Source organism: Cryomorpha ignava, from assembly GCF_010686655.1.
Taxonomy (GTDB): domain Bacteria; phylum Bacteroidota; class Bacteroidia; order Flavobacteriales_D; family Cryomorphaceae; genus Cryomorpha; species Cryomorpha ignava.
On the sequence record NZ_JAAGVY010000027.1, the window covers coordinates 1 to 13446 of the forward strand.

General features: G+C 42.3%; 14 protein-coding genes. 10 read left to right on the forward strand and 4 right to left on the reverse strand.

The features are described from left to right. Positions 1–55: 55 nt before the first annotated feature. The 3 genes from asnB to G3O08_RS13320 are packed head-to-tail and all read right to left on the reverse strand — an operon-like array spanning position 56 to position 4277. Positions 56–1909, reverse strand: a complete 1854-nt coding sequence (gene asnB / locus G3O08_RS13310) for an asparagine synthase (glutamine-hydrolyzing) (protein WP_163285877.1) — start codon at positions 1907–1909, stop codon at positions 56–58. Continuing rightward, the gene (locus tag G3O08_RS13315) at positions 1909–3027 is read right to left on the reverse strand and encodes a glycosyltransferase family 4 protein (RefSeq protein WP_163285878.1); all 1119 of its coding nucleotides are present in this window, start codon (positions 3025–3027) and stop codon (positions 1909–1911) included. The genes asnB and G3O08_RS13315 overlap by 1 nt, the downstream gene beginning before the upstream one ends. Continuing rightward, a complete protein-coding gene (locus tag G3O08_RS13320; RefSeq protein ID WP_163285879.1) occupies positions 3006–4277 on the reverse strand; it encodes a hypothetical protein in 1272 nt (423 codons plus the stop codon). Before G3O08_RS13320 ends, G3O08_RS13315 begins: the two co-directional genes overlap by 22 nt. 693 nt (positions 4278–4970) lie before the next feature. Here G3O08_RS13320 and G3O08_RS13325 point away from each other — a divergent pair. The 6 genes from G3O08_RS13325 (at position 4971) to G3O08_RS13345 (ending at position 8615) form a co-directional block, all read left to right on the forward strand. Further along, entirely contained in the window at positions 4971–5222 is a 252-nt protein-coding gene (locus G3O08_RS13325) for a type II toxin-antitoxin system ParD family antitoxin (RefSeq protein WP_163285880.1), read from the forward strand. Further along, positions 5215–5514 (forward strand): type II toxin-antitoxin system RelE/ParE family toxin, encoded by a 300-nt coding sequence (locus G3O08_RS13330; RefSeq protein WP_163285881.1) that lies wholly within the window; start codon positions 5215–5217, stop codon positions 5512–5514. Before G3O08_RS13325 ends, G3O08_RS13330 begins: the two co-directional genes overlap by 8 nt. 70 nt (positions 5515–5584) lie before the next feature. Further along, positions 5585–7144, forward strand: a complete 1560-nt coding sequence (locus G3O08_RS13335) for an outer membrane protein assembly factor BamB family protein (protein WP_163285882.1) — start codon at positions 5585–5587, stop codon at positions 7142–7144. 276 nt (positions 7145–7420) lie between these two features. Further along, positions 7421–7762, forward strand: coding sequence for a hypothetical protein (locus tag G3O08_RS21215; protein WP_239541218.1), 342 nt, complete (start codon positions 7421–7423; stop codon positions 7760–7762). Between the two features lie 219 nt (positions 7763–7981). Next, a complete protein-coding gene (locus tag G3O08_RS21220) occupies positions 7982–8164 on the forward strand; it encodes a hypothetical protein (RefSeq protein WP_239541220.1) in 183 nt (60 codons plus the stop codon). A 22-nt stretch (positions 8165–8186) separates the two neighbouring features. Beyond that, entirely contained in the window at positions 8187–8615 is a 429-nt protein-coding gene (locus G3O08_RS13345) for a PIN domain-containing protein (RefSeq protein ID WP_163285883.1), read from the forward strand. Positions 8616–8750: 135 nt separating this feature from the next. Here the strand turns inward: G3O08_RS13345 and G3O08_RS13350 are convergent, their stop codons facing one another. After that, entirely contained in the window at positions 8751–9197 is a 447-nt protein-coding gene (locus tag G3O08_RS13350) for a hypothetical protein (RefSeq protein WP_163285884.1), read from the reverse strand. Between the two features lie 638 nt (positions 9198–9835). On the opposite strand from G3O08_RS13350, the gene G3O08_RS13355 reads away from it, so the two are divergent. Genes G3O08_RS13355 through G3O08_RS13370 form a run of 4 tightly spaced genes read left to right on the forward strand, consistent with a single transcriptional unit; the run spans position 9836 to position 13445 of the window. Further along, complete coding sequence (locus tag G3O08_RS13355; protein WP_163285885.1) at positions 9836–10396, forward strand: restriction endonuclease subunit S; 561 nt, start codon at positions 9836–9838, stop codon at positions 10394–10396. 3 nt (positions 10397–10399) lie between these two features. After that, positions 10400–11971, forward strand: a complete 1572-nt coding sequence (locus G3O08_RS13360; protein ID WP_163285886.1) for a type I restriction-modification system subunit M — start codon at positions 10400–10402, stop codon at positions 11969–11971. Beyond that, entirely contained in the window at positions 11971–13191 is a 1221-nt protein-coding gene (locus tag G3O08_RS13365; RefSeq protein ID WP_262888963.1) for a restriction endonuclease subunit S, read from the forward strand. Before G3O08_RS13360 ends, G3O08_RS13365 begins: the two co-directional genes overlap by 1 nt. Positions 13192–13202: 11 nt before the next feature. Then, the gene (locus G3O08_RS13370; RefSeq protein ID WP_163285888.1) at positions 13203–13445 is read left to right on the forward strand and encodes a DUF2188 domain-containing protein; all 243 of its coding nucleotides are present in this window, start codon (positions 13203–13205) and stop codon (positions 13443–13445) included. The last annotated feature ends 1 nt before the right edge of the window (position 13446 follow it).

The following is a 13446-nucleotide window of genomic DNA, read 5'->3' on the forward strand; positions in this document are numbered from 1 at the left end:
GACGCGAGCGTGTGCGTGTGTGCCGTCGCTCGTGTCTCGTGTGTGTGCATGTGCGCTAGAAGTTTATTTCTTCCCAAATCCGAAAGGAAATCAGTACGTAGAGAAGAGCGGATTGATCCTGCTGGCCGGATTTGTGGGCAGTGATAAGCTTTTTAATTGCGTCGGCATTGAAGTATGGGCGGTCGCCAAAATAGTCGAGAGGGAGAAGGCGGTTTAGCACTTCGTCTTTCGCAAGCAGGCTGCGCAGAGGCATTCCAAATCCGGCTTTGCGACGTTGGGTTACATAAGCGGGGATTTCGGCGGAGTAAGCTTCTTTCAGGATCTTTTTCGATTTCATTTTCCAGTTTAGCTTGTAGTCTGTGGGCAAGCCCGCAGCAAATGTTACCAGCTCATGGTCTAAAAAGGGTACCCGGCTTTCGAGTCCGAAGGCCATGCTAGAGGCATCGAGGTAGTGAAGGTTTTTGACCAGAAAGTTTTCCATTTCAAAGTCGAATAAGGCATCAAAAGGATCTTTGCCGGAAGAGAAATATGGGGCGACATATTCGTCAAATCCCGCATCGCCATTGAATACAGAGAGTGCAGAATCCACATCGCCTACTACGCTGTAGCGGCTTGCTTCATACTTTTTGCCCATGTTGTTGCCCCACTTTTGCAGGTAGCGGCGGTAGGCTTTGAAAGGGCCTTTGCCGGCATTGACAGAGCGCATCGCAGAACCTATAACGGGCTTGAGTCCGGGAATGCGCTGCGACATTTGGCTTAGCCGAAGCAGAAAATGTCCGTTATAACCCAAGAAGAGTTCGTCGGCACCCATACCACTTAGCACCACGCGGTGATCTGTGGCTGCTTTTTGGGCAATGAGCATGGCTGGAATGATTGATCCATCGGCAATTAAATCGCCGCAGGAACTTACAGCATTGCGCAGATTTTCTTCGGTAAGGGTGTCTTGACCAATGCTGATTTTGCGTAGGTCTAGACCCCAGTCGGCGGCCAGCTTTGCGGCGTAATATCCATCTGATGTTGTGCCCTCGGCCTGCAAATCGCTTTGATTTTTTACAGCGCAGAAATGCACATTGTCACCACCTTTTAAGTAGTGGGCAATAATAGAGCTGTCGAGCCCGCCCGAAAGGTAATTGGCAATGGGTACATCGCCGATCAGGCGGCTCTTTACTGCGTTTTCTACAAGATGCCTCAGTTCAGATTTGGCATCAGCGTACGAACCTTTAAACGGAACGATTTCACGCGATAGCTCCCAATATTTTGAGGTGTTTTGTCTGCCGGTGCTGAGGTCAAATTCAAGTATGGAGGCCGGCATGAGTCTGCTTACTTCCGTAAATAGGGTTTCACTGCCCGGCGAATACTTAAAAGCCAGATACCGCCCAATTCCCTGCGTATTCAGCGAAAGCGAAAGACCGGCAGCCTTAAAAGCACTGATTTCGCTGGCAAAGGCGAAGACACCTCCATGCTCATAAATGTATAATGGCTTTACGCCCATACGGTCGCGTACAAGGAAGATTTCTTGCTTTCGCCTGTCTAATATGGCAAGTGCAAAATCGCCACTTAACTTATTCACAAAATCAATTCCATAGCGGATATAGAGTTTTAGAATTACCTCCGTATCTGTTTGTGAATGAAATGCCTCGCCGGAAAGGTAGGTGCGGCGCAGCTCTTCAAAATTATAGACTTCGCCATTGTAAATCAGGGTAACGTGGTCTTGGGTCATGGGCTGGTTTCCGGCGGCGCTCAAATCTATAATTGACAAGCGACGATGCCCTAGCCAGACCCGGCTGGCAGCGCAGGTTTCGGCTACAAAACCATCAGAATCGGGGCCGCGATGTTCCAGGCTTTGGAGTGCTGCAGCTGTGTTTATCCCATCCAGGCTGGGCGCAATAAATCCGACTATTCCACACATTAGCTTTCCAGAATTTGGTTAAAAACAGTACCGAGATTCTTGACCATCGCGGCGGCGGTAAATTCGGCTTCGTACATAGCCCGCGATTTGGCACCCATTTCTTCGCGTAAAGCGGCATTTTCAATAAGGGCAATTAATTTTCCGGCCAGGATTTCCGGAAACGGATCCGCGAGTAAATATCCATTTTCGCCATTTAATACACTTTGCGAAATCGCTCCTCTGTCGGTGGTAATTATTGGCAGCCTGGCAGCCATGGCTTCCACAATACTCCAGGGGTGTCCTTCGGGCATGGTGGGCGCAAAAACAAAAATATCGGTATCGGCTAGCACCTGCCATTTGGCCGAGCCACTCACTGCTTGGTTTAGTGTAACTTGGGGCAGCCTTCCGGCGATGGATTCGCATTGGGCGCGATAGGCTGGGTTGTCCCAGTTGCCATATCCATTAAATTCAAAGGTGGGCAAGTTGCGCTGCTGCGAAAGCAATTCAAGCGCCTGGAGGAGTTCCAGAATTCCTTTTCCCGGAAGGTAATTAGCGAGATAAGTAATGCGCAGCCCTGTTCTTACCCTGTCGACTGTTAAGGAGTGCGTAGGTACGGGGAATGTATAATCGGCGCCGTTGGGAACCGTAAATATCTTTTCGTCGGCAATCAATCCTTCAAATATTGGACGGAGATTATCGCCCAGCACAATAGCTCCGCTCACCCTGCTTAGGCTTTTCATTACCGCCATTCGCCGAAAGGCACCCGAACTGTTAAACCAGCTACGCCATGCGCTCCCGCGGAGTTGGATGACAACCTTTGCTCCCGATTTTGCTGCCATGCGGATAAAGGGCATATCTTTAAAAAAGCCTGCTGTGGTTTGACCAATGGGAATGAGCACAAGCTGCGGCTTTACCTCTTTAAGCATCGCTTTAAATGCCCGGTACTTACGGCGAATGATCTGAATTTTAGCCAGTTTTAACCTACCCATATCAGCCACCGATTCGTTGATGCGCGTATCGAAATGGTGCAAATTATACTCTTCGCGCAGGCCTGAGCCCAGAATAATCTCCGTAGCCAGCGCAGGACCCATAACAGGCGGCGGGAGCTTGCCGAGAATCAGTACGCGCGGTTTTTCCATTGTGTAAGTTTATTTCCCGTTAGAGCGACATACGCAAAAACAGTTAAGACGAAGTACATAAACGGAGCGTATAACGTGGGCGTGACGCTGATGCTGTAAAACAAAAGAGCTGTAAAGCTGGCGGTGAGCAGGTAGCGCTGGGCGGGGCCGAGAAACACACGGCGCATCCAAAAGTTAACCAGGAGAAACAGGTAGAGAAATAGGCCTACAATACCCGTTGAGAAAAGGATGCGTACAAAATCGTTGTGAGAGCCGATGCCTATAAACTGATAGACATAATCTAGCTTGAGCGGATAACCAAAAAACTGGATGGCTACCGACTCTGACGAGAACTTTCCGAGCATCATACGCCAGCGCCCCACGCGGCCGTGTAGCAGGCGATCTGAATCTTGAACACCTGAATATACCTCAATATCTGTTTGCACCAAAGGTGAAATTTGCTCATTGATAATTTGCGATCCCCAGAAGCTGATGACTACCCCGGCTACAAAAATGATGGCAATGGCTACGCTTCGGTTTTGTAAACGGAAATTGAAAAGAATAAATAGCAAAAGGAGCAGAACGAATACTGTATAAGAGGCAGTGTGATGGATGTTTGCAAGACCCAATAGTGCAAGTAAGGTTACGGCAATAACGAGGATAAGTCGGCGATTTTTAGTGATCAAATGCTGGCGGGCAAAGAAATAATAGGAGGCTACGATGAGCGAAAACGTAATATACATTCCGTAGCTTACCACATCGCCAAAGCTTGCTTGAATGCGCACCATTCCACGGCTTTCTTCTATTCCAATTGGGTTAACGAATACTTCGTAAACGAGTAAAACGGCTACGAAAATGGTCGAAAAAAGAAAGCTTTGCAATACGCCGTGAAGATCGCGCAAATCTGTAATAAACAAGCGCAAAAAGAAATAGATGTAAACAGGCATTGATAGTTTGAGCACAAACTCAATAGTGAGCAGCGAAAACGGATCGTAAAATAGCAGCAGGAGTACCCCAAAAATCACGGCCACACTCCAGTACAAAAAGGCTTTATCGGCGGTATTAAACTTTGGAAATTTATACCTTACGAAAGCATTGATACAAAGTATTGGCGTAAGCACACCCACAATATACGGCGGCGAAAGCACCGGGCTCACCTCTTTAAGAAAGTAGAGATTGTCAATAACAGGCCTAAGGATGACCAGCACCGGAAACCACTTAAAGGCCCATGGCAAGTCTTTTAACCAGGCAGTCCATTCAGTAAATGTCACTCAATTTGTTTAAGGAGACAAAGTAAATCATTTTTGGTTCTTTGTTCTTTGTTTTTGGTTTTTAGTGTTTGGTTTTTGGTGATTTGCTGATGGAGAATGGGTGGAGAGGATGTGTGGATGCGTTGCAGTGAGCGGCGGTTATCGAGTGGTTATTGAGCTTGTCGAAATGCGAATATGAGATGAGTCGAAGTGTGCGGGGTTGCGTGCGACCTGAAAGGTATTTCTCTCCTCATGGCTTCTGCCATGCCGATGGCTTGATCCAAGGACTTGATCCGAGTTTTGAGATCTTTTTGGATTATTTGTTGGAGAGTAGCCTGCGGCTTGATCAAAAGACTGGCGCGCTTATGGTTTTTCACGCAAAGACGCAAAGACGCAAAGAAAGAGAGTTTGACGTGTTTGGTAGCTTTGAGGGCGCGCCGTACGGACTCTTTGCAGTCGAAAGGGTGCAAGCACGCTGAGAAGGTCGCAAAGGGGTGGCGATCCTGACGCTTTGTAGGTTTTTAAAGGTGATGGGTTTGTTGGTTGCAGCCTTGCAACCACCGGGCGCCCGTATGGGCTATTGAGCTTCATGATCCAGCCACTTGAGTGTATTGACAGACTCTAAGTAAAATTGCATGTATCTTTTTGTTGTGTGTAATTTGATGATTTGGATATTATACCATTTTTTGGTATGTTTGAAACAACAATAACAAAATGAACAAAAACACATCAGTATCACTCGGAAACTATTTCGACGAGTTCGTTCAGAGCCGAATAAAAGAAGGCCGATTCAAAAATGTTAGCGAAGTTATACGTGCAGGATTAAGGCTTTTGGAAGAGGAAGAAAGCCAAGTAACTGCTTTAAGAAACGCGATTCAAGAAGGAATTGACAGCGGAATTGCGTACGACTTTGACCCTAAAAAACACCTTGAATCTTTAAAAGCAAAAAAGCATTTGAATGGCTGAATATAAACTGACCAATAAAGCGGTTAGGGATTTAGCTAAAATTTGGGATTACACATTTGAGGTTTGGTCGGAGAAACAAGCCGACAATTATTACCAATCTCTTATTTCTAATTGTCAGGAAATTGCAGACAATCCAGATTTAGGCAAAAACTATGAGGGAATAACTCAAAGTTTACTCGGACTGAAAGCAAATCGACATGTCATTTTCTATCGACCCCTGAATAAAGATTATATTGAAATTACGAGAATTTTACATGAGAGAATGGATTTAAAAAAGAGAATAGCCGAATAATAACCACACACAATAAACAATATACGTCATTAAAAAACGGCGCATATTATAGTCGTTAAAAAATTGACCTATGAAACTTAGTTTGATAAAACTGCTTCTTTTTGTTTTGATTTTATTGCCTTTGGAAATGTGGGCGCAGGAAAGTCCGATGCTTTTGAGGTCTGAATGTAATTCCTGGCGGGGTACTGAAATTACTGCTGGTACCGAGTCGCTGTGTTTTTCTGCGACGGGTGTTGTTCAGGAGATTCATGTGGATTCATCTCACGCTATCTTATATGCGCTTATTCGCGAAAGCAAAAGAGGTAATTTGAAGAGAGACGGACATGTGGTGGCGTATGATCTTGGTCAGAGCCGGGAGCTATGGACTATCCCTTTTGACTTTATTCGCGATCAATTTTTTCTGGTGGATAGTTTGCCTGTCATTACGGGAAGGGATGAAACTTTTTGCGTAAATCGACAATCTGGTGTGGAGCTGTGGCGTGTTAATTTCGAAATCGGTTTGGTAACGAAGCGAGGTGTAGGCTTAGGGAAGGATTTTAATGTTTTATTGGGTTTAGATTTGCGAAATGGAAAGGAGCTTTGGCGGAAGTCGGGCAAATTTGATGAAATAGAATCTTTTGAAATTCATGGTGATACGGCGGCTGTTTTTTTGAGAAAGGGATTAAACTTTCTGGATTTGCAAACGGGTGCGGGTTTTGTTGTGGAGGCTAAAACACTGGAAGGAGCGAATGCGGCGAGCGGAGCAGGAATAGGAGCAGCGGCTGCATTTGGAGCATTAGGCGGACTCGTAGGCGGACTGCTTTTAGGCGTTGCTGTAATAGTCGTTTCTGCCGATGCCGGTCCAGCAAACCAACGAGCTGATAATTCGCTAACCTCAATTTACATTTATGAAGAACACGTATTTTTTACTTCAAAAACAGAATTGTATAAAGTAAATCTGAATGGCGACGTAGTTTGGAAAGAACCTGTTGAAAAAGCGATTGGCTCTGCCCGAAAAGTGTTTGTAGTCAATGATGCCGTTTATTTGATTTCTAAAGGAGTCCTTTCTACACCTAATGGACCCATCTATAGCGATGCGGTGCTACATAAAATGAATGTGGATGGAAGGGGATCTATACTTGGCGTACAGCTCAACACCGGAAACCGGGAGTATGTGGAGGATTTTTTGATAAAAGACTCGACCATTGTGATTGCGCTTAAGAATAAACTTGTAGAAATAAGACTTGATGATTTGAGTACGATGCAGGAGGAGTCTTTTGGAAGATCTAATCAACATGCGGGTTTTGGGGCTATTCTCAATCCGCCGGCTATTCTTTTTTCCGATTCGACTTTTGTAATGGCTGCCGAAAAATACCCGGGCGATTTTTTTGTGGCAAATACCGGTGGAATGAAGATTCGGTTTTCGGAAGGATTAGCGCCGGTGGAAGCTATTCGCGAAAAGAATTATTTTGCAATACGCCAGAAGGTAAACGGGAATGATATGTTTATAACCAATGGCACCGATGTTTACTTGGTAGATTCAAAAGGTGAAAGGTTGAGTGATTTTAGTTTTACTACTGGGATGAAATATGTTGGTGGGAAGGTTCATGATTTTGAAGATAATCGGATTTTTGTTGTTGAGGGTTTTTGAGTTAGGATGCGCTGATACTGACGCTTCGGTCAGCAAGTTCCATATGCTGATGTGCGAATGTTCTGATGGCGAGTATGGTGGAGAAAGTTTATTAAGGCGTTGATCTGAGCTGTCGATATGCCTTTCAAAATGTACCGAATGTACTTCATGTTCTCCGAGAAGACTGGCGATTAAATTCAAAACGTTATCGTTTGTTTCATCATCAAGACGGAACATTTCAATCGATTTGCCACGAATTAAAACTGGTATTAAAAAAGAAGATTATATTTGTTGTAAGTGGATAAAATAGGCGACATAGAAATCAGAGTGATTGGGAAGTCAGGAAATATGGACTTGACACCTGATAATTATGACATCAGTCAAATAGCTTCTATTCTTAAAAATGTGGAAGATTTATTGTTTCCCACGAGCAAAAAGGACAGACCGCTGGTAACTTACAACATTGAAGAAGGCTCGGTGCGTCATATATTTAAAACCTCTATTCAAACGGTTATTGGCTTTAGTGCGGTGATCGCACAGGTTCAATCCGCAAACTCGATAGAATTTCTTGATTTAAAATCGGCCAGAGCATTTGAGAATATTCAAAGCCTTGCACGACAGAAAGACTATGAGTATTAGATAAAGACTTCACTAAATATAAATGCGGAACTCATTATTAGCCCAAATACTCATTTCGTTCGTATTAAAAATCTTTGGGTTGAGGCGTAGCTTTATTTTTATGGTATTATAAAAGACGCAGGGGGGAAGAATAAAGCTAATATTCACATTGATACACCTGACGGATACATTGCAATTGAGACCGGAGAAGATTTCCTAAAAGGACAAGAAGAAAACCTTTTGTACAAGAAATATGGTGTTCGCGCAGTTGGGCTTCAAAACATTGAAACAGGAGAAGTCGATACAAAATCTCTGAAGTTGAAAGAATTGATTGACTACAGTCCTACTTATGATTCTGCTTATCTGGACGGGCTTATTAATCGCGCAAAACAGAGCTGGAAGAATATAGACCCTGATTCATAGTTATTAAATCTTCGCGGTGGGTATGAAGCATAGTGTATTGCTTGACACGAGCTTTTTTATTCGATTCCTTAACAGCGAAGATGAACTTCACTCCAATGCTAGGGGATATTTCAAATACTTTTTGGAAAATGAAATAACCCTTAAGGTATCGACCATTTCAATCGCAGAGTATTGTGTAGTCGGACAGCTTCAAGATTTGCCCTTAAGGAATGTCCAAATTCTTCCATTTAATTTAAAAGACGCAGAGAGAACCGGCGAATTTGCTAAAATTATTTTTTCTGAAAATCATATGAGTTCAGAAAAATTGTCGCCTCGAGCCATTATACCAAATGATTCAAAGCTTTTTACTCAAGCCGATATTGATGAAACGATTACGCATTTGGTTACTTCAGACAGTCGATCCAAAAGTACTTTGTCATTACTTAAAAGGAGAACAAACCCAAAGTTTTAATTTATTAGCATTGATATTCCTTTTAATGTAAAATTTGGGATTTGGGATATTTGATATCTGGCGTATTTAATTCTGTGAATTTCAAAATTAGAAATTTGTCTACAGAATTATCCAAACACCAAAACTAAAAACCAATCACCAAAAACTAATGAGGGTGGTTGGGTCTGTTTCGGCAATATGAGGTTTTTCCCTGATAGTATTCATGGCCGGAGGATTGAACTGATAATCTACCAATTGCATCATGGCAGTTTCAGTTGGCTTTCTCTTTCCTTTGGGATTTTCTTTGTCGTATTTCGCGAAGATGCGCAGCTTGCCAACCATCTTTTCGTGTGCGGTTCCCTTGATGTTGGCCTTAAATTCCTTTCTGTTTATCGTGTTGTAAATGGCAGTGGCCATGAGGGATGCTTTGCCAAATTGGGTTGAATTATTAAAGACCTCTATGTACTTGTCATCTTTGCCATTCTTGAGACCCTCTGATGTAAAGCCTCCAGGCAGGGAGGTTATAAAAACTCCGTTTAGTTTGCGGCCTACTACCTCTCCGAGTTTGCCGGTAAATGGGTTGATTCCGTGTTGCTTCGCCATGATTTCTTCCTATTTGCGAATAGTCAGAAGAATAAGGGTAAAATGGTTCTAACTACTTGCTGGTGTTTAGTTAGCTAACGGTTAATTAGGGGTTGTAGTATGGTTGTATAGGAGTTGCACCGCCAGCAACCCGCTAGCATGGCGCTATGATCGCGCTAGCATCGCGCTATGACCTGTTTGTTTTTTGGTTGTTTTTAGAAGGATGTGTGGCGGGTGACGTGACCATTTTTTGTTTTTTTGAATATTATGTAAGATAGGGAAATAGTTTGAGAAATGGAACTATGCGGGGAGAAAATTTATTTTTCTTACTTAATGAAAGCAACTGGTGTTATGCTTTAAGGGGTCTGTCAGTAAGCCTCTCTTACCTTCCTATAATTGGGAAGTTTAGAAAATTTCTCTCAGAGTTGATTGTCAAATTATATGCAATTGCCATTCCCAAGCTTTCAATATGTATTAATATATTTTTTTTGATATGGATTTTGCCAATGTTCCTTAGAAAACATCAAGATAGAGACCATCTCAATGGGGGATTTCGTAATTTGTAATCATTCTACTTAAAAATTAAATCACTTTTTTACTTGTCTTATTGAATTTTCATTTTATATTTGTAGCCGTCGTACTCAATAAATAAGACAGAAATGAAAACAGAGTTGAAAAATATTGCTAATATCCAAACCGGAGTTTTTGCTAAGGCTGTAGCAAAAGGGGATATGGTGTATTTACAACCCAAGTACTATGATGAAGACGGAAACCGGGTTACCGAAGTTGTCCCGGATCTGAATTCAATTGGGATTTCAGCTAATCACCATTTGCAACCCGGAGATATATTGTTTTCATCTAAAGGTACTAAGAATTTTGCGACCTGTTTTGATGATGAAGACATGAACGCTGCGGCATCTACTTCTTTTTTTGTTGTCCGGTTGCAAGATAGGAATGTGCTCCCAGAATTTTTAACTTGGCACCTGAATCAACCAACAACCATGTCTTATTTAAAAGCCTTTGCGAAGGGTTCTTCGATACCTTCCATTTCAAAAGAAGTGCTCGGCAAAACGGAAATTACGGTTCCAAGTATTCAGAAGCAACAGTTGATCTGTAAAATAGCTAAGCTAACTACTTATGAAAAGCAAATCCATTCAAAGCTTATGGAACTCCGAAATGAATTTTACCAACAAAAACTTTATACCGCTTTAAACAACTAAAAAATGGCAAACAAAATTACACAACAAGTCATTAATAACGCAGTTTGGAAAGCCTGCGACACATTTCGGGGAAGTATAGATCCAAGTGTTTATAAAGACTATGTGCTTACCATGCTTTTCATCAAATATCTTAGCGATGTGCATGACGACAAGTACGCAACGTATCTTGAAAAATACAATGGAGATGCAGAACGTGCGAAGCGCAGCATGCAGCACGAACGCTTTGTAGTTCCAGAGCAAAGCCATTTTAAATTCCTTTACAACAGCCGAAATGAATCTAATATTGGTGAGTTGATCAATATTGCTCTAACAGATTTGGAAGAGGCCAACCGCGAAAAACTTTACAGCGAAGATGGTGCGGGGATATTCCAAAACATCGATTTTAATAATAGCAAATTGGGCGAGCCAAAAGACAAAAATACCCGGCTTAAGAATCTACTGTTAGACTTCAATTCAGATAAACTGGATTTACGTCCATCACATTTGGATGGAAATGATATTATTGGCGGAGCTTATGAATACCTGATTGCCAATTTTGCCAGCGATGCGGGGAAGAAAGCGGGAGAATTTTTCACTCCAAGCGAAGTTTCAACCCTCTTGGCCAAACTCACTAAATCTAAGCCCGGTTCGCGCATCTGTGATCCAACTTGTGGTTCAGGATCATTGCTGATAAAAGCCGGAAATGAAGTTGGCTCACCCAATTTTTCGCTTTATGGACAAGAAGCCAATGGAAGCACCTGGGCTTTGGCTGTGATGAATATGTTTTTGCATGGATTTGACAATGCCACGATTCGTTGGGGAGATACCATTCGAAACCCGAAACTGAAAGAAGGGGATGAATTAATGAAATTCGACACGGTAATAGCAAACCCCCCGTTCTCATTAGATAAATGGGGTAAGGTAGAAGATAAAGAAGAAGGTAGAAACACCACTTCTTATGATCCTGAGACAGATCAATACAATCGTTTTTGGAGAGGTGTTCCACCTAAGAGCAAAGGCGATTGGGCATTTATAACCCACATGATCGAGACCACCTACGAAGGTACAGGCAAGGTGGGAGTTGTCGTGCCCCACGGTGTATTATTTCGAGGGGCGAGTGAAGGAAAAATTCGCAGAAAAGTGATTGAAGAAAACCTGTTGGAAGCGGTCATTGGCTTGCCGGCCAACTTGTTTTTTGGAACGGGGATCCCGGCAGCAATATTGATTTTTAACAGAGGGAAGGCTGATAATACTGACGTTTTATTTGTGGACGCCAGCCAATGTTATGAGTCTGCTAAAAACCAGAATAAACTCCGGATGGAAGAAGACATTATCCCCATTGTAAAAGGCTATGAGGAGTTTAACCAAGGCAAATTAAAACCCGGAGTGGTAAAAGACAAATACAGCTATGTAGCGACTTCTGAAGAAATAGCGGAGAATGATTTTAACCTCAATATCCCTCGTTATGTGGACACTTTTGAGGAAGAGGCAGAGGTGGATATTGCTGCGGTGCAAAGTGAGATTGAAAGTTTGGAAGATGAATTGAAAAGTGTGCAGGAGGAGATAGGAAAGTACTTAAATCAATTGGTGGACTAATGGCAGTTGAGACACTAAAAAGCATACCCTATTATGACATAAGAATTCCAAGTGAATGGGGTGTGTACAGATTGGAAGAAATTGTAAAAAAACCAATAGTTTATGGAATAGTACAGGCTGGTGTAGAAGTTTCAGATGGAGTCCCATATATCAAGAGTACTGATGTTGGTGGTGATATTAATATCGATAAATTGAGTAGAACATCCCTTGAAATCGCAAAGAAATATAAGCGATCGGAAGTTTTCCCAGGGGATATAGTTTTTTCTTTAAGGGGAAATATTGGTGAATTGAGTATAGTACCCTACGCCCTCTCGAAGGCAAACTTAACACAAGGGACTGCGCGAATTTCCGTTGAAAATACCAAAGCGGATAGTCGCTTTGTGTCATATGCGCTTAAATCTTCACAAGTTTATAAAAGTATTATCAAAGCGTCAAAGGGTAGCACATTTAGCGAAATATCTCTTGGTGAATTGAGAAGGATACAAACTGCATTACCATCACTATCAGAACAAGAATCCATCGCAAAAGCCTTGAGTTTAATGGATGAAGCCATTAACACCAACAACCACCTTATCGCTCAAAAAGAGCTGCGCAAAAAATGGTTAATGCAGAATTTATTAACCGGCAAGAAGCGTTTGAAGGGGTTTTGTGGGGAGTGGAGGGAATATTCTTTGGGTGAAATGTTTTCTGAAAGAAATGAAAGGGAAACAGAAGGGCTTACTCTTTTATCTATTGGCCAAAATGGTGTTTACCCGCAAAATCAATCTGTAAAAAAGGATACATCGAATGCTGACAAGTCAAAGTACAAAAAGATTTGCGTTGGCGATATCGGATACAATACAATGCGGATGTGGCAGGGAAGAAGTGCTCTTTCCGGCCTGGAAGGGATAGTTAGCCCCTCATATACGATTGTAAGGGCAAAAAAAGGAGCAGACGCCTTATACTTCTCGTACTTTTTTAAGACTCCAAAAATGGTCAATCTCTTTTGGAGAAATTCCCAAGGTTTGGTTGGTGATACATTGAATTGTAAGTTCAAGGATTTCTCAATTGTAAAAGCAATCCTACCGCAAAAGGAAGAACAAGTGGCGATTGCTCGATTACTTCAAAAGGTGGATGAAGAAATGAATATTCTGAGATCAAAAACCGAAAAATTAAGCGATCAGAAGAAATGGATGATGCAGGTTTTATTGACGGGTAAGAAACGATTAAAAATAAACTAAAATTGAAAATTATGCCAAAAAGGAAAGAAATACATGTAGTACCTAATGGTGATAGAGGTGGCTGGGATGCAAAAAAGAATAATGCTGAAAGAGCATCAAAGCACTTTGATAAAAAAGATGAAGCGATGCAATGGAGCAAAGAGAGAGCGAAGAAAGATGGAGCAGAATTGATTCCCCATAAACGAGATGGGAAAATTCAAAACCCAAACAGCTATGGCAATGATCCAAATCCGCCAAAAGACAAAAAGCACTGAG

Excerpts from the sequence above, each read along its gene's own strand:
- G3O08_RS13350 (WP_163285884.1), bottom strand. The coding sequence starts at position 9,197 with ATGGCGAAGCAACACGGAATCAACCCATTTACCGGCAAACTCGGAGAG.
- G3O08_RS13345 (WP_163285883.1), top strand. The coding sequence starts at position 8,187 with ATGAAGCATAGTGTATTGCTTGACACGAGCTTTTTTATTCGATTCCTT.
- G3O08_RS13315 (WP_163285878.1), bottom strand. The coding sequence starts at position 3,027 with ATGGAAAAACCGCGCGTACTGATTCTCGGCAAGCTCCCGCCGCCTGTT.
- G3O08_RS13370 (WP_163285888.1), top strand. The coding sequence starts at position 13,203 with ATGCCAAAAAGGAAAGAAATACATGTAGTACCTAATGGTGATAGAGGT.
- G3O08_RS13330 (WP_163285881.1), top strand. The coding sequence starts at position 5,215 with ATGGCTGAATATAAACTGACCAATAAAGCGGTTAGGGATTTAGCTAAA.
- asnB (WP_163285877.1), bottom strand. The coding sequence starts at position 1,909 with ATGTGTGGAATAGTCGGATTTATTGCGCCCAGCCTGGATGGGATAAAC.
- G3O08_RS13365 (WP_262888963.1), top strand. The coding sequence starts at position 11,971 with ATGGCAGTTGAGACACTAAAAAGCATACCCTATTATGACATAAGAATT.
- G3O08_RS13355 (WP_163285885.1), top strand. The coding sequence starts at position 9,836 with ATGAAAACAGAGTTGAAAAATATTGCTAATATCCAAACCGGAGTTTTT.
- G3O08_RS13325 (WP_163285880.1), top strand. The coding sequence starts at position 4,971 with ATGAACAAAAACACATCAGTATCACTCGGAAACTATTTCGACGAGTTC.
- G3O08_RS13335 (WP_163285882.1), top strand. The coding sequence starts at position 5,585 with ATGAAACTTAGTTTGATAAAACTGCTTCTTTTTGTTTTGATTTTATTG.
- G3O08_RS13360 (WP_163285886.1), top strand. The coding sequence starts at position 10,400 with ATGGCAAACAAAATTACACAACAAGTCATTAATAACGCAGTTTGGAAA.